We start from the raw sequence: 18,667 nt of genomic DNA, 5'->3' as shown, positions 1-18,667 counted from the left end.
GCGAACGCCGCCCACTACGCTGATCTAACACCCTGGTGTCTCTATTTGGAGGATCGTGATGCGCTCCCTGGGAACCCGTCGCGCCGCTGTGGTCGCGGGTGCCGCCACGGTCGCCGCCCTGGCTCTGGGCGCGTGCTCGGCCGGCCAGGTCGCCGAGACCGCCATCCTGGACACGCCGATCGCAGGCGTCAACGCGGAGTCCGGTGACGGCAAGGTGCTGGTCCGCAACCTCCAGGTGGAATACAACGGCATCAAGGGCTACGAGGCCCACGAGAACGCGCCGCTCGAGGTGAGTCTCTTCAACGAGACCAACGAGACGGTCACCGTCACGATCAGCAGCCAGGCGGCAGCCAACCGGCCCGACGTCCTCAGCGCCACGCGGGTCGGGTTCGTCAGCACGGCGACCGTGACCACGCCCGGCGAGGTCGCGGGCGCGTCCGCCGGCGCCTCGGCTGAGCCCGGCGTCTCCGGGGCGCCGTCGCCGAGCACCGAGCCGGCCAGCACCGTCGCGCCGGCTCAGATCAAGATCGGCCCGCAGGGCTCGGCGGTCTTCAAGCCGGCCGACGCCGCTCAGTTGCAGGCCGTCGACCTGAGCGGCGAGCTGAAGCCGGGTATGACGCTCAACCTGGTCTTCGAGTTCAGCAACGACGCGACGCCGCTGATCCTGCAGGCGCCGGTCGCCTCGCCGCTGACCCCGGCCCCGCGCGGCTCCGCCGAGATCCACGAGGAGACCGAGGGCGGCCACTGAGCCGTGGCCGGCACCCGTCCGGGAAATGTCGGACCCCCGAGCTAGCGTGTCGGGGTGACGACCTCCCGTTCGGCAGCCAAGGCCCCCAAGGCCGCCTACGTCTGTGACGCGTGTGGCCACCAGCCGCCGAAATGGCTGGGGCGCTGCCCGGAGTGCGGCGAGTGGGGCTCGATCATCGAGTCCACGGTGACCGTTCCGGTCTCCGGGCGCGTGGTCAGCTCCCGCATGCCGTCCGAGCCGGCCCGGCCGATCGCGCAGATCAGCGCGGCCCCGGCCCGGGCGGTCGCCACCGGCGTGAGCGAGCTCGACCGGGTTCTCGGTGGTGGGCTGGTGCCCGGCGCGGTGGTGCTGCTCGCCGGTGAGCCGGGGGTCGGCAAATCCACCCTGCTGCTCGACGTCGCTCAGCAGTGGGCGGTCGGCGCGGGCACCCCGTCCCTGGTGGTCAGCGGCGAGGAGTCGGTCAGCCAGGTCCGGCTGCGGGCCGAGCGGCTCGGCGCCCTCCACGAGAAGCTCTATCTCGCTTCGGAAAACGACCTCGGCACCGTGATCGGTCACCTCGACGCGGTCCGGCCGGGCCTGCTGATCCTCGACTCGGTGCAGACCGTCGCGGCGCCCGGCACCGAGGGGGTGCCCGGCGGTGTCACCCAGGTCCGCGCGGTCACCGCCGCGCTCGTCGCGATCGCCAAGGAGCGGGGCATCGCCACCGTCCTGGTCGGTCACGTGACCAAGGACGGTCAGGTCGCCGGTCCCCGTGTCCTGGAGCACCTGGTCGACGTGGTGCTCCACTTCGAGGGCGACAAGCATTCGTCGCTGCGCCTGGTCCGCGGGGTGAAGAATCGGTTCGGCGCGGCCGACGAGGTGGGCTGCTTCGAGATGCACGAGGGCGGCATCACCAGCCTGCCCGATCCGTCCGGGCTGTTCTTGACGCGCTATGTCGAGCCGGTGCCCGGCACCTGCGTCACGGTGGCGATGGAGGGCCGGCGGGCGCTCGTCACCGAGGTGCAGGCGCTGATCGGGGCCGAGGTGCAGGGGTCGCCACGGCGCACCGTGTCCGGTCTCGATCATGCCCGGCTCGCCATGGTGCTGGCCGTGCTGGAGCGGCGCACCAAGCAGCTCAAGCTCTACAACCGTGAGGTGTTCGCGGCCACTGTGGGCGGCATCCGGCTGATCGAGCCGTCCGCCGACCTGGCGATGGCCCTGGCCGTCGCGTCCGGTGGGCTCGACCTGGCGATGGCGCCGACCCTGGTGGCGATCGGCGAGGTCGGCCTGACCGGGGAGATCCGCCGGGTCGGCGCGGTCGGCCGGCGGCTCGCCGAGGCGGCCCGGCTCGGCTTCACCGTCGCGCTGGTGCCACCCGGCTGCGGCCCCGACGCGACCTCCGGCGCGCCCAAGGGCATGCAGGTGATCGAGGTGAACAATCTGCAGTCGGCGTTGCAGAGCGCAGCGCGGGCCTCGGCCGAGCACAGCAGCCGATGACGCAGAGTCACGTTTCATCACGCTACGGAGCATTCATCAAACCACGGCTCGTTGGCCTGGATGACAGTCCGTAGAATGTCCGGGTGCCGCTCGACCGCGATGGTTCCAAGCCCGCTGCCAGTTCAACGCCGCGTCCCGGCGTCAACGGCGCGGGGCATCGCGCGATGACGCCGTCCGCAGGCGCCGGCCTGACCGGCGGCGCCAGCGATCCGCTCCGCGCCAACCTCGCCCTGATGGCCCCCGGCACCGCGCTGCGCGATGGTCTGGAGCGCATCCTCCGGGGCCGCACCGGCGCGCTCATCGTGCTCGGCTATGACGCCGTCGTCGAGACCATCTGCACCGGCGGGTTCCCGCTCGATGTGGAGTTCTCCGCGACCCGGCTGCGTGAGCTGTGCAAGATGGACGGCGCCGTCGTCCTGTCCAGTGACGGCACCCGGATCGTCCGGGCCGCCGTGCACCTGATGCCCGACCCGTCGATCCCGTCCGAGGAGTCCGGCACCCGCCACCGCACCGCCGAGCGGGTGGCCAAACAGTCCGGCTATCCGGTGATCTCGGTCAGCCAGTCGATGCACATCATCGGGCTGTATGTGAACGGGCAGCGCCACGTCCTCGACGACTCGGCCGCCATCCTGTCCCGTGCCAATCAGGCGCTGGCCACGCTGGAGCGCTACAAGCTGCGGCTCGACGAGGTGTCCGGCACACTGTCGGCGCTCGAGATCGAGGATCTGGTCACGGTCCGTGACGCGGTGGCCGTGGTGCAGCGCCTCGAGATGGTGCGCCGCATCGCCGACGAGATCTCGGGATATGTGGTCGAGCTCGGCACCGATGGCCGGCTCCTCGCCCTCCAGCTCGACGAGCTGATGGCCGGGGTCGACGCCGACCGCACCCTGGTGATCCGCGACTACCTGCCCACCGGCCGTAAGGCGCGCACCCTCGACGAGGCTCTCGTCGAGCTGGACCTGCTCACCGCCACCGAGATGATCGACCTGGTCGCCGTGGCCAAGGCGATCGGCTACGCGGGAGCGTCCGACGCTCTCGACGCGGCCGTCTCGCCGCGCGGGTTCCGGCTGCTCGCCAAGGTGCCGCGGCTGCCCGCCCAGATCGTCGACCGGCTCGTCGACCACTTCGGCAGCCTGCAGCGGCTCCTCGGCGCGACCGTCGAGGATCTGCAGGCCGTGGAGGGGGTGGGGGACGCCCGGGCTCGCGGGGTCCGGGAGGGGCTGTCCCGTCTCGCCGAGGCGTCCATCCTCGAGCGCTACGTCTGACCCGTCCCACAACCATCCTGAACCGAACGATCCAGCTGGACGCGGGAGCTGCCGACGGCACGGCCCGACAGCACTCACGACCAGCGGGACGCGGGAGCTGCCGAACGGCACGGCCCGACAGCACTCACGACCAGCGGGACGACGACCGAGCGGGCTGATGCCCGCAGCGCCCGCACGGTCGGCTGTGGAGGTCGGGGTAGCGGTGATGGGGGATCGCCGCCCGGCGGGCGCGGTGTCGGCCGGGACCCGGCAGCCACCTCGCGGTGTAGCCACGGTCGTCCTGGTCGGCCGTACCGAAAAGGGATTTTTTATAGCGGATGACTGATGTCGTTGGCGTGATCGGCTACCGCGGCCCCGACGATCGTGGCCTGTATCGGCAGGTATTCGAGGCAGCGCCGGACCGCCGGGGCCATCATCGGGTTGGGCACGCGCAGCGAGATGGTGCAGTGCGGCACCCAGCGGCCCGGCCGGTAGTGCTCCCAGATGTCGACGCCGCCGGCGGTGAGGCGTTCGTGGACGGCTCGATGGTGGGTGAGCAGTTCTTCGGTGACGGTGACGCCCAGCCAGAGGACCCGGCCCACGAACTGTCCGACGAAGTCGATGCCGACGGTGAGGCCGCGCCCGACCGGGAAACCGTCGAGAGCGTCGGCGACCGCGTGCGGGTCGATCCGGTGGGCGGCGGCGAGGGAGATGTGCGGACGGTGCTTCTGGTGCAGGGAGCCGAGGGACGGGATGCCGTCGTCCTCCAGGGCGCGCCACAGGGTACGCACCCGGCGTGTCGTGTCGACGTCCAGGTAGAGCTCGAGCGCAGCGACCAACGTCAGTTCACGACGGTCAGGACGACCGGGGTGCTGACGATCGTGTCGAGGCGGCCGAGCAGCTGGTAGGCGCCCGCGGCCGGGACCGGGCCGGACGCCGAGGCGCCGGTGCACTGGGTGGACTGCTTGCCGTTCCAGGTGACCTCGAAGGTCTTCTCGGCGCCGGCGGCGAGGGTCTGCACGTCGTTGCCCTTGACGGCGGCGCACTGGTCGGACGACCAGACACGCTGGGCGCCGAGCGCGATGTAGATCTCCTGAGCGCTGGCGCCGAGGTCACGGGTGCAGGTGCGGTTGCCGATGTTCTTGATCTTCAGCTGGATGTCGGTGGAGGCGCCCCGCTGGGGTGACGTGTCCGCCGGAACCGGGGTCAGCTGCATCTCGGCGTCGGTGCACGCGGCTCCCGCGGCCGGCGGGTTGTTGGCGGGCGCCGCCGAGTTCGCCGGGGCGGGCAGTGTCTCGCCGTCGTCGGGCTGCTGCGACAGGAGCTCGTTGGGGTCCGGGTAGGCCGGGCCGACGCCGGGGTCGGCGCTGTCCTCCAGGGACGGTGTCGGCGAGGCGCTCTTCGGGGCCGGCTCCGGATACTGCGAAGCCTCCGACGACGCCTTCTTCGGGTCCGAGTCGTCCCCACCGGAGCAGGACACGAACAGCACGATGACGCCGAGCAGCACCGCGCCCAGCACGACCAAACGCCGCCGCCAGTAGACCGCGGGTGGGAGGGGACCAACCGTCGCACGCATGATGCCGCCCACCGTAAACCCGGACGACCGTCACTATGTGCATGACGCGCCGGATGTACGACACCAACTCGCGGACGGTTCGTTAGAGATGGACCTTGCGCGTGTGCCGCCTACAGTTGACGGGCTATGACTCTCGCCGACGACGCCATCAGCTGGTATGCCGCCAATGCCCGTGACCTGCCCTGGCGGCAGCCCGACACCACACCCTGGGGAGTTCTGGTCAGCGAGGTGATGCTGCAGCAGACCCCGGTCGTCCGGGTGGAGCCCGCCTGGCGCTCCTGGATGACCCGCTGGCCCACTCCGGCCGCGCTCGCCGACGATCCGCCGTCGGAGGCGATCCGCATGTGGGGGCGGCTCGGATATCCGCGGCGGGCGATGCGGCTGCACGCCTGCGCGGTCGCGATCGTGGAGCGCCACGGCGGTCACGTGCCCAGTGACCTCGACGAGCTTCTCGCCCTGCCGGGGGTCGGGACCTACACCGGGCGGGCGGTGGCGACGTTCGCCTACGGCCGGCGGCATCCGGTCGTCGACACCAACGTGCGGCGGGTCGTCTGCCGCGCGGTGGAGGGCAAACCGGACGCGGGCCCGGCCACGACCGCCGCCGATCTGACCGCCATGGAGGCGTTGCTGCCGGCCGACGAGGCGACCGCTGCGAAGGCCAGCATCGCGTTCATGGAGCTCGGCGCGATCGTCTGCACGGCGCGGGCGCCGAAATGTGTCGACTGCCCGTTCCACGACGTCTGTGCCTGGCGGCTCACCGGGTTGCCGCTGCCGGAGGGGCCGAGCCGCAAACCGCAGCGTTACGCGGGCACCGACCGCCAGGTCCGCGGGCTGCTCCTGGAGGTGCTGCGGCACGCCACCGGGCCGGTTCCGCAGCAGCGCCTCGACGTGGTCTGGAACGACGAGGTGCAGCGGGCCCGGGCGCTCGCCGGCCTCGTCGAGGACGGGCTCGTCCAGGCGCTCGGCGCGGGCGATTTCGTCCTGGCAGGCGACGCACCGGCGGGCGACGTGCAAACCCTTTAGGGGGTACGGCCACCGCAGTCCCGTGGCCACCGCGCGACGTCTGGCGGTGGTCCGGGCCGAAACGCGGCCGCCGGGCCGAATGCGGTGGTCACCGGCCGGCCGGGTTCAGCCCGCGCCGAGGTGTGCGGCGATCGGGGCGGGCAGCGGGTAGGGCCGTTCCACCGGCAGCAGCGCCCCGGCCGCGTCGTCGTCACCCGCGTCGAGCCGGGCGCGGATCTCCCGGGCCAGCGGCGTCACGTCGGCGATCCCGGTGACCCACTCGTCGGCGTAGCGGGGCGCCGCGACCCCACCGAGCCCCACCTGCAACGACCGGTACGGCAACTCCCGCAGCCGCAGGTCACGTTCCGGATCCCACTGCACCCGGGTCGGCGCCCGCTTGAGTTCCCGCTGCCAGGTGGCCCGATCCGGATGGAGATCGCGCACGTAGTGGCTCAGTGACGCCTGCTCCAGCGCCCACTCGAAGCCGGCCCGGGTGATCGTGACGGCGAGGACGTGCTCCTGGCCGGGCTTGGTGGCCCAGCCGCAGCGGTACATCATCCACAGGAACGAGGGCTTGATCCACGTCATCCGCTCGCGCTTGAACGGCGGCACGAATCGCCCGGCGGCCACGGCCGGCACCGCGATGGCCGGCGAGTAGGCCTGGTAGACGGTGATGGTCCGTTCGTCGAACACGGCCCGGATCTGACGTTTCATGACCGCATGATCGCGCTCGTGACCCACGCGCGTAAAACGAAAAAACCCGGCCACGTCGCCGCGGCCGGGTTTCTCGTCAGAGCTGTTTACTCCTCGGTGGTGGTCGCCGTGCCGAGGTCGGCCGGGACCGCGTCGGGCACGGTCACGCCTTTCTCAGCGCCGCGGAAGACCAGCTTGGACTTCTCCACCTTGGCCGGGTCGCCCTCGCAGTCCACGACGACGATCTGGCCGGGGCGCAGCTCGTTGAAGAGGATCTGCTCGGACAGGGTGTCCTCCAGCTCGCGCTGGATGGTCCGGCGCAGCGGGCGGGCGCCCAGCACCGGGTCGAAGCCCTTGGCCGCCAGATACTTCTTGGCGTTGTCGGTCAGCTCGAGACCCATGTCCTTGTTCTTGAGCTGCGACTCGATACGCGCCGTGAAGATGTCGACGATCTGCAGGATCTCCTTCTCACGCAGCTGGTGGAAGACGATCGTGTCGTCGATACGGTTCAGGAACTCGGGGCGGAAGTGCTGCTTCAGCTCGTCGTTGACCTTGATCTTCATCCGCTCGTAGCTCGACTCCTCGGCCTCGGAGGCCTGGAAGCCCAGCGACACCGCCTTGGCCACGTCACGCGTGCCCAGGTTGGTGGTGAGGATGATGACCGTGTTCTTGAAGTCGACGATCCGGCCCTGGCCGTCGGTCAGGCGACCGTCCTCCAGGATCTGCAGGAGCGTGTTGAACACGTCCGGGTGGGCCTTCTCGATCTCGTCGAAGAGGACCACGGAGAACGGCTTGCGACGCACCTTCTCGGTCAGCTGGCCGCCCTCGTCGTAACCGACGTAACCGGGAGGGGCGCCGACGAGACGGGACACCGTGTAGCGGTCGTGGAACTCGGACATGTCGAGCTGGATCAGCGCGTCCTCGGAGCCGAAGAGGAACTCCGCGAGCGCCTTGGAGAGCTCGGTCTTACCGACACCGGACGGGCCGGCGAAGATGAACGAGCCGCTCGGGCGCTTCGGGTCCTTCAGACCGGCACGGGTCCGCCGGATCGCCTTGGAGACGGCCTGCACCGCGTCCTCCTGGCCGATGACGCGCTTGTGCAGCTCGTCCTCCATGCGCAGCAGGCGGGAGGTCTCCTCCTCGGTGAGCTTGTAGACCGGGATGCCGGTCCAGTTGCCCAGCACCTCGGCGATCTGCTCGTCGTCGACCTCGGACACCACGTCCAGGTCGCCGGCCTTCCACTCCTTCTCCCGCTGCGCCTTCTGACCGAGGAGGGTCTTCTCCTTGTCACGCAGCTGGGCGGCGCGCTCGAAGTCCTGCGCGTCGATCGCGGACTCCTTGTCGCGGCGCACCTGGGCGATGCGCTCGTCGAAGTCACGGAGGTCCGGCGGCGCGGTCATCCGGCGGATGCGCATCCGTGCGCCGGCCTCGTCGATCAGGTCGATCGCCTTGTCCGGCAGGAAGCGGTCCGAGATGTACCGGTCGGCCAGCGTCGCCGCGGCCACCAGGGCGGCGTCGGTGATGCTGATCCGGTGGTGCGCCTCGTAGCGGTCACGGAGACCCTTGAGGATCTCGATGGTGTGCGCCAGCGACGGCTCGCCGACCTGGATGGGCTGGAAGCGGCGCTCGAGCGCGGCGTCCTTCTCCAGGTGCTTGCGATACTCGTCGAGCGTGGTGGCGCCGATGGTCTGCAGCTCACCGCGGGCGAGCATCGGCTTGAGGATGCTGGCCGCGTCGATCGCGCCCTCGGCGGCGCCGGCGCCGACCAGGGTGTGGATCTCGTCGATGAACAGGATGATGTCGCCGCGGGTGCGGATCTCCTTGAGCACCTTCTTCAGGCGCTCCTCGAAGTCACCGCGGTAGCGGGAGCCGGCGACCAGGGCGCCCAGGTCGAGCGTGTAGAGCTGCTTGTCCTTCAGCGTCTCGGGGACCTCGCCCTTGACGATGGACTGCGACAGGCCCTCGACCACGGCGGTCTTGCCGACGCCGGGCTCGCCGATCAGCACCGGGTTGTTCTTGGTGCGCCGGGACAGCACCTGCATGACCCGCTCGATTTCCTTCTCCCGGCCGATGACCGGGTCGAGCTTGCCCTCGCGGGCGGCCTGCGTCAGGTTGCGGCCGAACTGGTCGAGCACGAGTGACGTGGACGGCGCGGCCTCGCCGGTGGCGGTGCCCGCGGCGGCCGGCTCCTTGCCCTGGTAGCCGGAGAGCAGCTGGATCACCTGCTGGCGGACCCGGTTGAGGTCGGCGCCGAGCTTGACCAGCACCTGGGCGGCGACGCCCTCGCCCTCACGGATCAGGCCGAGCAGGATGTGCTCGGTGCCGATGTAGTTGTGGCCCAGCTGAAGCGCCTCGCGCAGCGAGAGCTCCAGAACCTTCTTGGCGCGCGGCGTGAACGGGATGTGCCCGCTCGGCGCCTGCTGCCCCTGGCCGATGATCTCCTCGACCTGCTGGCGGACCCCCTCGAGGGAGATGCCGAGGCTCTCCAGAGCCTTGGCGGCGACGCCCTCGCCCTCGTGGATCAGGCCCAGCAGGATGTGTTCCGTGCCGATGTAGTTGTGGTTGAGCATCCGGGCCTCTTCTTGGGCCAGGACGACAACCCGTCGCGCTCGGTCGGTGAACCGCTCGAACATGCCCTCGTGCTCCTCACGTGCCGTGCGCCCATGAACTGGCGGGGCCAGCGCACGGGCATCGGTGATGCCCGTGCTGTAACTCTATCGCCGCTGACGGTCTCCGCTGGGCCTCCACAGCCCCTCGAAGCGATCCGCAACGTTGATTTAGCCAACTTCGCACGCTCAGCGGCTGTTCCCCCACCCGAACGTGTACGCGTACAGCGAAATCCTGCCGATCCACAGCCTGTGGACAACCCTGTCCACCCCTGTGGATAACCGTAGTGATCCCAGCGCGCGGCCGACGGGCAAACGCGGAGAGGGCGCCACCGACATGGTCGGGGCGCCCTCTCCGAGGAGCTGTGCCGGGGGATCAGGCCCGGCCCGGGCCCTTCGCGTGGAACTCGTCCACGATCTCCTGCGGGATGCGGCCGCGGTCGGAGATCTCCTTGCCCGACTTCTTGGCCCACTCCCGGATCGCCTTGTTCTGCTCCCGGTCGGCGGTCGCGCCGCCACGGCCACGAGCCGCCCGGCCGCCGACCACCACGCCGCCACGGGCGACCTTCGTGCCGTGCTTCAGGTAGGGCTCGAAGACCTCCCGCAATTTAGCGGCGTTCTTCTCCGAGAGGTCGATCTCGTACTGAATGCCGTCGAGCGCGAACTTCACGGTCTCGTCGGCGTCGACACCGTCGATGTCATCGACCAGCTTGTGAATGATCTGCTTGGCCACGCGCCGTTATCCTCCTGAACACAGGTTCTCTCCCCAGCAATGGGAAGACAATAACGCCAGGGGCGCATCGCCCGTCAATGGCGGGTGGGTAATTGTTACTCCGGGCGCACCAAGGGGAAGAGGATCGTTTCCCGAATGCCGAGGCCGGTGAGCGCCATCAACAGCCGGTCGATTCCCATTCCCATGCCACCGGACGGCGGCATTCCGTACTCCATGGCCCGCAGGAAATCCTCGTCCAGCTGCATGGCTTCGGGGTCGCCACCGGCCGCGAGCAGCGACTGCGCGTGGAACCGCTCGCGCTGGATGACCGGGTCCACCAACTCGGAATAGGCGGTGGCGAGTTCGAATCCGCTGACGTAGAGGTCCCACTTCTCGGTCAGGCCCGGAGTGGTGCGGTGCGGCGCCGTCAGCGGGGCGGTCTCCTCCGGGAAGTCCCGGACGAAGGTCGGCTGGACCAGGCTGTCGGTCACCAGATGCTCGAACAGCTCCTCGGCGAGCTTGCCGGCGCTCCACTTGGGGTCCACCGAGAGCTGCACCTTGTCCGCATACCGCTGCAGCTGGGCGACATCCGTGTCGATCGTCACCTCTTCGCCGAGCGCCTCGGAGATCGCGCCGAAGAGGGTGATCTGCGCCCACTCGCCGCCCAGATCGACCTCGGTGCCGTCGTGGTGGGTCACCACATGCGAACCGGCGACGGCGAACGCGGCCTCCTGAATCCAGTCCCGCACCTGCGCCTGCATCACGTTGTAGTCGGCATAGGCCTGATAGGCCTCGAGCATGGCGAACTCCGGCGAGTGCGTGGAGTCCATGCCCTCATTCCTGAAGTTGCGGTTGATCTCGAAGACCCGGTCGATGCCACCGACCACGGCACGCTTCAAAAACAGTTCCGGAGCGATCCGGAGATAAAGATCGGTGTCGAGTGCGTTGCTGTGCGTCACAAACGGTCGGGCCGCGGCGCCGCCGTGCAGCAACTGAAGCATCGGAGTTTCCACCTCGAGGAAATTCCGGCGGAACAGCGACTCACGCAGGCTGCGGACCACCGTCGCCCTGGTACGCACGACGTCACGGGCCTGCGGCCGGACGATCAGATCGACATAACGCTGCCGGACCCGGGTCTCCTCGGAAAGCGGCTTGTGGGCCACCGGAAGGGGACGCAGAGCCTTCGCGCTCATCGCCCAGGAATCGGCGAGAACGGAGAGCTCACCGCGCCGGCTGGTGATCACCTCGCCGGTGACCGCGACCAGGTCGCCGAGGTCGACCACGGCCTTCCAGTCGGCCAGCGACTTCTCCCCCACCTTGTCGAGCGAGAACATGGCCTGGATCTCGGTGCCGTCACCGGCGCGCAGCGTGGCGAAGCAGAGCTTGCCGCCGTTGCGCACGAAGATCACCCGGCCGGTGATCGACACCTTGTCGCCGGAGGCGGTGTCGGTGGGCAGCTCCGCGTAACGCTCGCGGATCTCGGCGATCTCGGCGGTCCGCGGGACCTCGACCGGGTAGGGCGGCACGCCCTCGGCGAGCAACCGGTCCCGCTTCGACCGGCGGACCCGCATCTGCTCGGGAAGGTCCTCGGCGGGGTCGATCGCTGGCGTGTTCTGCTCGGTCACGGCAAGACTTCCTTCTCGGTGCTGGGACCTCGAAAGCCTACTCAGGCGGGCTCAGACGTTCCGCTCATATACCATCCGCAGCCCGATCAGCGTGATCATCGGCTCGTGCGCGGTGATCGTGCGGCACTCGTCCTTCACCAGCCAGGCCAGGCCGCCGGTGGCGATCACCGCCTTGACCGGGCCGATCTCCTCGATCATCCGCTCGACGATCCGGTCGACCTGGCCGCCGAACCCGAAATACAGACCGGCCTGCAGGCACTCCACGGTGTTCTTGCCGATCACCGACCGCGGCTTGGTCGGCTCCACCTTGCGCAGCTGGGCGGCGCGGGCGGCGAGCGCGTCGAAGGAGATCTCGATGCCCGGCGCGAACGCCCCGCCGAGGAACTCGCCCTTCGCGCTGATCAGATCGAAGTTGGTGGTGGTGCCGAAGTCGACCACGATCGACGGTCCGCCGTAGAGGGTGTGCGCGGCCAGGGTGTTGACCACCCGGTCGGCGCCGACCTCCTTGGGGTTGTCGATGGCGAGCTGCACCCCGGTCTTCACACCCGGCTCGACGATCACGCTGGGCACGTCGTCGTAGTAGCGCTTCAGCATGGTGCGCAGGTTGCGCAGCGCCGCCGGGACGGTCGAGCACGCCGCCACGCCGGTGATCTCGACGGCGTCGCCGGCGAGCAGGCCCCGGAATTTCAGGCCCAGCTCGTCGGCGGTCGAGGCGGCATCGGTCTTGATCCGCCAGTTGTGCACCAGCTTGTCGCCGTCGAAGGTCGCCAGCACGGTGTTGGTGTTGCCGATGTCAATACAGAGCAGCACGAAGGCCCCTAAGAATCAAAATCAAGACCCTTATTTTGTACGGCCACGACTCCCCCGAACGCACCGGGACCGTCCCGCGGCTCCCCGTGGTCAGCGGGCGCGCAGGTCGAGCGCGATGTCCAGGATCGGCGACGAGTGGGTCAGCCCGCCCACGGACAGGTAGTCCACACCGGTCGCCGCGTAGGCGGCCGCCGTCTCCAGCGTGAGGTTGCCGGTCGCCTCCAGCTCGACCCGGTCACCGACCGCCGCCACCACCTCGGTGAGCAGCTCCGGCGTCATGTTGTCGCAGAGCAGGAAGTCCGCGCCGGCCGCGACCGCCTCCTCCGCCTCGGCGAGCGTGGTCACCTCGACCTGCACCGCCACGTCCGGGAAGGTGGCGCGGACCAGCTCGTACGCCGCGGTGATGCTGCCCGCCGCCAGCTTGTGGTTGTCCTTGATCATGGCGACGTCGTAGAGGCCCATGCGCTTGTTGGTGCCGCCGCCGGCCCGGACCGCGTACTTCTCCAGCACCCGCAGGCCGGGCGTGGTCTTCCGGGTGTCGAGCACGGTGGCGCCGGTGCCCTCCAGGATGTCGGCCCACCGGCGGGTGTGGGTGGCCACCCCGGACATCCGGCACAGCAGGTTGAGCGCGGTGCGCTCGGCGGTCAGCAGCGCCCGGGTCGGGCCGGTGATCACCGCCAGCACGTCGCCGCGGCGCACCCGGTCACCGTCGTCCACCCGGGCCTCGAAGGTGGCCGTGCCGCCGCTGGTGGCGGCGAACACCTCGGCCGCCACCAGCAGGCCGGCCACCACGCCGTCGGCGCGGGCCACCAGCTCGGCGGTGTCGGTCTGCGCGGCCGGGATGGTGGACTCGCTGGTCACGTCACGCGGCGGGTCACCGAGGTCCTCGGCCAGCGCGGTCAGCACGATCCGCTGCACCTCGGCCAGGTCGAGGCCGAGATCGGCGACCGGGATCTCGTCGTCGGGAAGGGGTTCGTCGGGGGAGAGAGTGCCGCCGTCGGTAATGGTCACGCTGGGCTCCCTTACGTCGCTCACGCGGTGCCTGCCTGGGCGTGCTCTCCCGGCCCTTGCTTCGCTGCGGTGCAGTCGATCACGCCATCTCCTGGAAATCCTGAGTCAGGTACCCATCCGCGCCGACGGCGTTGAGCAGGTGGCCGCGCCACTCGTCGGCCGCGTTCGGGTGGTCCTCGCGCCAGTGGCAGCCGCGGGTCTCCCGGCGGCTGCGGGCCGACGCCACCAGGGTGGCCGCCACCGTCAGCAGGTTGGTGACCTCCCACGCCGCCGTGTTGGGCGTGGAGCGCTGCTCGGCCAGCCGGGTCAGCTCCTTGGCCGCCGTGTCCAGCGAGTCGGCGGATCGCAGCACCCCGGCGCCGCGGGTCATGGCCCGCTGCAGCTCGGCACGGATCGCCGGGTCGGCGACCCAGGACGGGCCGGTCGCCGCGGCACGGGCCGGCTCGGCCTGCTCGGGCAGCTCGCGGGCGATGTCGTCGGCGATCCGGCGGGCGAAGACCAGGCCCTCCAGCAGTGAGTTGCTGGCCAGGCGGTTCGCACCGTGCACGCCGGTGCAGGCGACCTCGCCACACGCATACAGCCCGGGGATGCTGGTGCGGCCGTGCAGGTCGGTGCGGACGCCGCCGGAGGCGTAGTGGGCGGCCGGCGCGACCGGGATCAGGTCGGTGGCCGGGTCGACGCCGGCGGCCCGGGTGGACGCCATGATCGTCGGGAAGCGGCCCTCCAGGAACTCCTCACCGAGGTGCCGCGCGTCCAGGTAGACGTGGTCGGCGCCGGTGGCCCGCAGCACCCGGTAGATGCCCTTGGCGACCACGTCACGGGGCGCCAGCTCGGCCAGCTCGTGCTGCCCGAGCATGAACCGCTCGCCGGACTCGTCGACGAGATGGGCGCCCTCGCCACGCAGCGCTTCGGAGATGAGCGGACGCTGAACGGAGTCGGCCCTGGCGGTCACGAACGAGGTGGGGTGGAACTGGACGAACTCGACGTCGGTCACCTCGGCGCCGGCCCGCAGCGCGAGCGCCACCCCGTCGCCGGTGGAGACCGACGGGTTCGTGGTGGACGAGAAGATCTGCCCCATCCCGCCGGTGGCCAGCACCACGGCCCGGGCCAGGATCGCGCCCACACCGTCCTCCGAGCCCTCGCCGAGCACGTGCAGGGTGAGCCCGCAGGCCCGGCCGTCGGCGGCGCGCAGCAGGTCCAGCACGAGCGCGTGCTCGACCAGGCGGATCCACGGGTCGCGGCGGACCGCCTCGTGCAGGGCGCGCTGCACCTCGGCGCCGGTCGCGTCGCCGCCGGCGTGCACGATCCGGTCGGCGCGGTGGCCGCCCTCGCGGGTCAGCATCAGCGAGCCGTCCGGATTGCGGTCGAACTCGGCGCCCCGGCGGATCAGCTCCCGGATCCGGGCCGGGCCCTCCTCGACGAGCACCCGCACCGCGGCCGGGTCGCAGAGCCCGACGCCGGCGATCTCGGTGTCATACGCGTGCGCCTGCGGCGTGTCCAGCGGGTCGAGCACCGCCGCGATGCCGCCCTGCGCCCACCGGGTCGATCCGTCATCGATGTTGACCTTGGTGACGACGGTGACGTGCAGGCCCTGCTCCCGCAGGTAGAGGGCGGCGGTCAGACCCGCGATGCCGGAGCCGACCACCACGACGTCGGTGGTCTCGGTCCAGCCGGGCTCGGCTGCGGCGAGCCGGCGTGGCAGTGCCGGGAGATCCGCGAGAGGTGACATGAGGTTCAGTACACTCCGCGCCCGCCGCCACGTCACGCCGGGGCCGCCATCAGTGGCCACGATTACTTGTACTGGACCGGGAGGGCCTTCGTCCCCTTGCCCTTGAGCGTTCCGGTCAGTTCGGCCCCGTCGAGCCACAGGTAGCAGCGCACCCCGTGGTCGCCCTGTGCCCAGACGTCGGCGTTGCCGGGCAGGGACACGACACCGAGGCGGTACTGCAGGTCGCCGTCGTGCGGCACCCCGGCGTACCTGGCGGCCACGCCGCGGCAGCCGGCGTGCATCTCGTCCCAGGCGGCGTCGCCCTTCGGGTAGGCGGCCTTCTCCCCCGCGGTCCACACCCCGGCGAACTCGGCGTTGTGCTTGGTCGCGCACGCCACCGGCGGCATCCGGGTGATCGCCCCGGCGTCGTCCAGCCCGATGGCGTAACAGGTGAGGGCCAGCGGCGAGGCCGGGTCGGCGAGCGCCTTGCGCAGGCTGCCGGTCCGCTGGATCAGGGCGCCGTCGTTCTCGATCGAGTCAAGTTCCACCACCTCGCAGCGGAACCAGCGGCTGCCACCGTTCCACGCCTCGGCGGAGGGGTGGGTCACGCCGATCCACAACCGGGCGTTGCGCCACGGGCCGCCGGTGTACTCGGTGGTCTTCCGGTCGCAGATCCGGTAGGCGGCGCGGGCGCCGGCGGAGGCGCCGTCCGGTGGTTCGGCGGCGTCCGCGCCGGGAGCGGAGTACTCACCGACGAAGACGGTCTCGGTCCGGTGCAGACCCGCGCAGTCGGTCTCCTCGTAGGTGATTCGCGGCCCGGTACGGGAGAAGGTGGAGAGATGACAGGTGCCGGCGACCGGCACGAAACCGGTCGCCGGAGCCATCGCACCCCAGTCGTTGGTCAGGTCCCCGTCGACGTCGCCACCGCTACCGCAGCCGGCGACGGCGAGAAGAGCCGCGACAGCGACCGTCCCCCATCGGAATCGCATGTACCGTGCCTCCCGAGCCTCGGCAGCTGTATCCGATTCGCCCACTGTATGGGCATATCTGAGGTTCGGGAGGCGGAATGCCGGAACTACCGGGCGGAAGCCGACGTCAGGTCGCCGCGGACCAGGTCACCGGCCATCCCCTCGGCCGCGGCAGCCGGGTCGGCGCCCAGCTCGATGATCCGGTTGCCGGCGTCCACGTGCACGATCCGCGGCTGGTAGGCCCGCGCCTCGGCGTCCTCCATCTGCCCGTAGGAGATCAGGATCACCAGATCGCCCGGGTGCACCAGATGGGCCGCCGCGCCGTTGATGCCGATCACGCCGCTGCCCCGCTCACCCGGGATCACGTAGGTCTCCAGGCGCGCGCCGTTCGTCACGTCGACGATCGCCACCTGCTCGCCCGGGATCAGGTCGGCCGCCTCGAGCAGGTCCAGGTCGACGGTGACCGACCCGACGTAGTGCAGGTCCGCCTGGGTGACGGTGGCCCGGTGGATCTTCGACTTGAGCATGGTGCGGAGCATCAGGCGCCCTTCAGCAGAGTCAGCGGAACGTTGTCGATGAGACGGGTGGCGCCGACCCGGGCGGCCACCAGCAGGCGCGCCGGGCCCTCCGCCGGCGCCGGGCCGAGATCCGCCCCGGTCAGCGCGAGGTAGTCCGGGCGTACCCCCGGCTCCTCGGAAAGGATCTTCTGGGCGACGGCCAGGACCGCCTCGGGATCACCCTGCGCCGCGCCCTCGCGCAAGGCGCGGGACAGAGCGAGCGCGGCCCGGCGCTCCTCCGGCGACAGATACCGGTTGCGGCTGGACAGGGCAAGACCATCTTCTTCCCGTACGGTCGGAACGCCCACGATCTCGGCGGGCAACTCCAGGTCGCGCACCATCCGCCGGATCAGCGCCAGCTGCTGATAGTCCTTCTCGCCGAAATACGCCACGTCGGCCCGGGTCAGCATGAGCAGCTTCTCGACCACCGTGAGCATCCCGGCGAAGTGCCCCGGCCGGCTGGCGCCCTCGAGGATCTCGCCGAGCGGCCCCGGATGCATCGTGACCGACGGCGCCCCGTCCGGGTAGACGTCGTCGCGTCCCGGCGCGAACACCACCGACACGCCCTCGGCCCGGCAGGCCGCCAGATCGTCGTCGAGGGTCCGCGGATACCGCTCGTAGTCCTCACCCGGCCCGAACTGCAGCGGGTTCACGAAGATCGTCACCAGCACGAACGCGGACCGCTCCCGAGCCACCCGCATCAACCGCCGGTGGCCCTCGTGCAACGCGCCCATCGTCATCACGACGGCGATCTCCCCGGTCGCGGCGTCCAGCGCGGCGGCCAGGTCGGCGCGGGTGTGCACCAGAGTGGTCATGCGTGGCTCCTCACATCGGTCACGGCCCGGGCCAGGACGTCCAGCAGCGCCGTCGCGTCGTGCGGCCGCAGACGTCCGGAGGCGATCGCCCGGTCCGCGGTACGCCGGGCCATCGCCAGGTAGGCGGGCACCGCGTCGGCGGGCATCCGGTCCAGGTGCCTGGCCACCGTGCCGGCGTCCCCGCGGGACACCGGGCCGGTCAGTGCGGCGTCGCCCATCCGCAGCGCGTTGTCGAGCGCCGCGGCCAGCAGTGGGGACAGCACCCGGCCAGGCTCGCCGACACCCGCCGCCCGCAGCAGGTCGGCGGCCTCGTTGACCAGGGTGACCAGGTGGTTGGCGCCGTGTGCCAGGGCCGCGTGGTAGACCGGGCGCGACTCCTCGGCCACCCACTCCGGCACCCCGCCCAGGTCGGCGACGAGCCGGGTGGCGAACACCCGGTCCGGCGCGGTCACGCCCCAGGCGATCCCGGGCAGCCGGGCCAGATCGGTGTCCGCGCCGGTGAAGGTCATCGCGGGATGCAGGGCCATGCCGTTCACATCGCCCAGGACGGCCAGTCCATGAGCCCCCGAGGTGTGTGCCACCACCTGGCCGGTGCGCAGCGCGCCGGTCCGGTCGAGCCCGGCGACCACGGCAGCCAGGGTGTCGTCGGGAACGGCGAGCAGCAGCAGATCGGTGGCGGCGCGGGCCACCTCGTCGGCCGGCAGGATCGCCGCGTCCGGCAGGAGACGGGCGGCCCGCTCCCGGGAGGCGGCGGAGACGGCCGCGGCGGCGACCACCCGGTGCCCGGCCGCGTTCAGCGCCGCGCCCAGCACAGCACCGACCCGGCCGGCGCCGACGACGCCGACAGTCAAAGCGTTCATCTGGATCCAGTCCTCGTTGCAGGGGTACCGGTCGAGCGCCAGTATGCGCCGTTTTAACACGCCCGTGACAAGCACGTGTGAACAACCGCACCGGCATCGATGCCGCCCTCCCGATCGGCTGCCCGTCCGCCCGGCTGAGCCACCGAACCCCGGCCACCGCATACGCCCGGCGGGGCGCTGCCGGCCGGGACCCGTCGCCCGCGTCGCCGGGATGCCACGGGAGGGGTGGTGCGTGTGGGGACGGCGGACGGCGTAC

At 70.8% G+C, this 18,667-nt stretch carries 17 protein-coding genes; 4 read left to right on the top strand and 13 right to left on the bottom strand.

Annotated elements, in window-relative coordinates; all coding sequences use genetic code 11:
• Positions 1-58: 58 nt before the first annotated feature.
• The 3 genes from BM290_RS30950 (at position 59) to disA (ending at position 3,489) form a co-directional block, all read left to right on the top strand.
• Positions 59-748, top strand: a complete 690-nt coding sequence (locus tag BM290_RS30950; protein ID WP_143134010.1) for a hypothetical protein — start codon at positions 59-61, stop codon at positions 746-748.
• 54 nt (positions 749-802) lie between these two features.
• A complete protein-coding gene (radA, locus tag BM290_RS30945; protein ID WP_093619452.1) occupies positions 803-2,224 on the top strand; it encodes a DNA repair protein RadA in 1,422 nt (473 codons plus the stop codon).
• 83 nt (positions 2,225-2,307) lie between these two features.
• Positions 2,308-3,489 (top strand): DNA integrity scanning diadenylate cyclase DisA, encoded by a 1,182-nt coding sequence (gene disA / locus BM290_RS30940; protein WP_093619451.1) that lies wholly within the window; start codon positions 2,308-2,310, stop codon positions 3,487-3,489.
• Positions 3,490-3,797: 308 nt separating this feature from the next.
• Here the strand turns inward: disA and BM290_RS30935 are convergent, their stop codons facing one another.
• Both BM290_RS30935 and BM290_RS48680 read right to left on the bottom strand, forming a co-directional pair.
• A complete protein-coding gene (locus tag BM290_RS30935) occupies positions 3,798-4,307 on the bottom strand; it encodes a 2'-5' RNA ligase family protein (RefSeq protein WP_093619450.1) in 510 nt (169 codons plus the stop codon).
• 2 nt (positions 4,308-4,309) lie between these two features.
• Complete coding sequence (locus BM290_RS48680; RefSeq protein ID WP_093619676.1) at positions 4,310-5,044, bottom strand: flagellar basal body-associated FliL family protein; 735 nt, start codon at positions 5,042-5,044, stop codon at positions 4,310-4,312.
• 126 nt (positions 5,045-5,170) lie between these two features.
• Between BM290_RS48680 and BM290_RS30925 the strand changes: the two genes are divergently transcribed.
• Positions 5,171-6,067, top strand: a complete 897-nt coding sequence (locus BM290_RS30925) for an HhH-GPD family protein (protein ID WP_093619449.1) — start codon at positions 5,171-5,173, stop codon at positions 6,065-6,067.
• 105 nt (positions 6,068-6,172) lie between these two features.
• Here BM290_RS30925 and BM290_RS30920 read toward each other — a convergent pair whose 3' ends face one another.
• The 11 genes from BM290_RS30920 to BM290_RS30870 form a co-directional block, all read right to left on the bottom strand.
• Positions 6,173-6,760, bottom strand: a complete 588-nt coding sequence (locus tag BM290_RS30920; protein ID WP_093619675.1) for a DUF4291 domain-containing protein — start codon at positions 6,758-6,760, stop codon at positions 6,173-6,175.
• 86 nt (positions 6,761-6,846) lie between these two features.
• Positions 6,847-9,372: an ATP-dependent Clp protease ATP-binding subunit gene (locus BM290_RS30915; RefSeq protein ID WP_093619448.1), complete on the bottom strand. Its 2,526-nt coding sequence runs from the start codon at positions 9,370-9,372 to the stop codon at positions 6,847-6,849.
• 349 nt (positions 9,373-9,721) lie between these two features.
• Positions 9,722-10,078 carry a histone-like nucleoid-structuring protein Lsr2 gene (locus tag BM290_RS30910; protein ID WP_093619447.1) on the bottom strand — a complete coding sequence of 119 codons (357 nt, stop codon included), beginning with the start codon at positions 10,076-10,078 and terminating at the stop codon, positions 9,722-9,724.
• A 95-nt stretch (positions 10,079-10,173) separates the two neighbouring features.
• Complete coding sequence (lysS, locus tag BM290_RS30905) at positions 10,174-11,682, bottom strand: lysine--tRNA ligase (protein ID WP_093619446.1); 1,509 nt, start codon at positions 11,680-11,682, stop codon at positions 10,174-10,176.
• 51 nt (positions 11,683-11,733) lie between these two features.
• On the bottom strand, positions 11,734-12,492 hold the full coding sequence (locus BM290_RS30900) for a type III pantothenate kinase (RefSeq protein ID WP_093619445.1): 759 nt from the start codon (positions 12,490-12,492) through the stop codon (positions 11,734-11,736).
• Between the two features lie 90 nt (positions 12,493-12,582).
• Complete coding sequence (gene nadC / locus BM290_RS30895; RefSeq protein ID WP_093619674.1) at positions 12,583-13,446, bottom strand: carboxylating nicotinate-nucleotide diphosphorylase; 864 nt, start codon at positions 13,444-13,446, stop codon at positions 12,583-12,585.
• Between the two features lie 136 nt (positions 13,447-13,582).
• The gene (locus BM290_RS30890; protein ID WP_093619444.1) at positions 13,583-15,232 is read right to left on the bottom strand and encodes an L-aspartate oxidase; all 1,650 of its coding nucleotides are present in this window, start codon (positions 15,230-15,232) and stop codon (positions 13,583-13,585) included.
• 62 nt (positions 15,233-15,294) lie between these two features.
• Complete coding sequence (locus tag BM290_RS30885) at positions 15,295-16,200, bottom strand: septum formation family protein (RefSeq protein ID WP_093619443.1); 906 nt, start codon at positions 16,198-16,200, stop codon at positions 15,295-15,297.
• Positions 16,201-16,286: 86 nt separating this feature from the next.
• The gene (panD, locus tag BM290_RS30880) at positions 16,287-16,718 is read right to left on the bottom strand and encodes an aspartate 1-decarboxylase (RefSeq protein WP_093619442.1); all 432 of its coding nucleotides are present in this window, start codon (positions 16,716-16,718) and stop codon (positions 16,287-16,289) included.
• Complete coding sequence (gene panC, locus BM290_RS30875) at positions 16,718-17,551, bottom strand: pantoate--beta-alanine ligase (RefSeq protein ID WP_093619441.1); 834 nt, start codon at positions 17,549-17,551, stop codon at positions 16,718-16,720. Before panC ends, panD begins: the two co-directional genes overlap by 1 nt.
• Complete coding sequence (locus tag BM290_RS30870) at positions 17,548-18,411, bottom strand: Rossmann-like and DUF2520 domain-containing protein (RefSeq protein WP_093619673.1); 864 nt, start codon at positions 18,409-18,411, stop codon at positions 17,548-17,550. The genes panC and BM290_RS30870 overlap by 4 nt, the downstream gene beginning before the upstream one ends.
• Positions 18,412-18,667: the final 256 nt, after the last annotated feature.

Source organism: Actinoplanes philippinensis (assembly GCF_900113015.1).
Classification (GTDB): Bacteria; Actinomycetota; Actinomycetes; order Mycobacteriales; family Micromonosporaceae; genus Actinoplanes; species Actinoplanes philippinensis.
This window is presented reverse-complemented; position numbering and strand designations above follow the sequence as displayed.

Bases quoted from the DNA above. Each gene is read 5' to 3' on its own strand.
- BM290_RS30915 (WP_093619448.1), bottom strand. From the start codon at position 9,372: ATGTTCGAGCGGTTCACCGACCGAGCGCGACGGGTTGTCGTCCTGGCC.
- BM290_RS30870 (WP_093619673.1), bottom strand. From the start codon at position 18,411: ATGAACGCTTTGACTGTCGGCGTCGTCGGCGCCGGCCGGGTCGGTGCT.
- BM290_RS30885 (WP_093619443.1), bottom strand. From the start codon at position 16,200: ATGCGATTCCGATGGGGGACGGTCGCTGTCGCGGCTCTTCTCGCCGTC.
- BM290_RS48680 (WP_093619676.1), bottom strand. From the start codon at position 5,044: ATGCGTGCGACGGTTGGTCCCCTCCCACCCGCGGTCTACTGGCGGCGG.
- BM290_RS30920 (WP_093619675.1), bottom strand. From the start codon at position 6,760: ATGAAACGTCAGATCCGGGCCGTGTTCGACGAACGGACCATCACCGTC.
- BM290_RS30890 (WP_093619444.1), bottom strand. From the start codon at position 15,232: ATGTCACCTCTCGCGGATCTCCCGGCACTGCCACGCCGGCTCGCCGCA.
- panC (WP_093619441.1), bottom strand. From the start codon at position 17,551: ATGACCACTCTGGTGCACACCCGCGCCGACCTGGCCGCCGCGCTGGAC.
- panD (WP_093619442.1), bottom strand. From the start codon at position 16,718: ATGCTCCGCACCATGCTCAAGTCGAAGATCCACCGGGCCACCGTCACC.
- BM290_RS30925 (WP_093619449.1), top strand. From the start codon at position 5,171: ATGACTCTCGCCGACGACGCCATCAGCTGGTATGCCGCCAATGCCCGT.
- BM290_RS30950 (WP_143134010.1), top strand. From the start codon at position 59: ATGCGCTCCCTGGGAACCCGTCGCGCCGCTGTGGTCGCGGGTGCCGCC.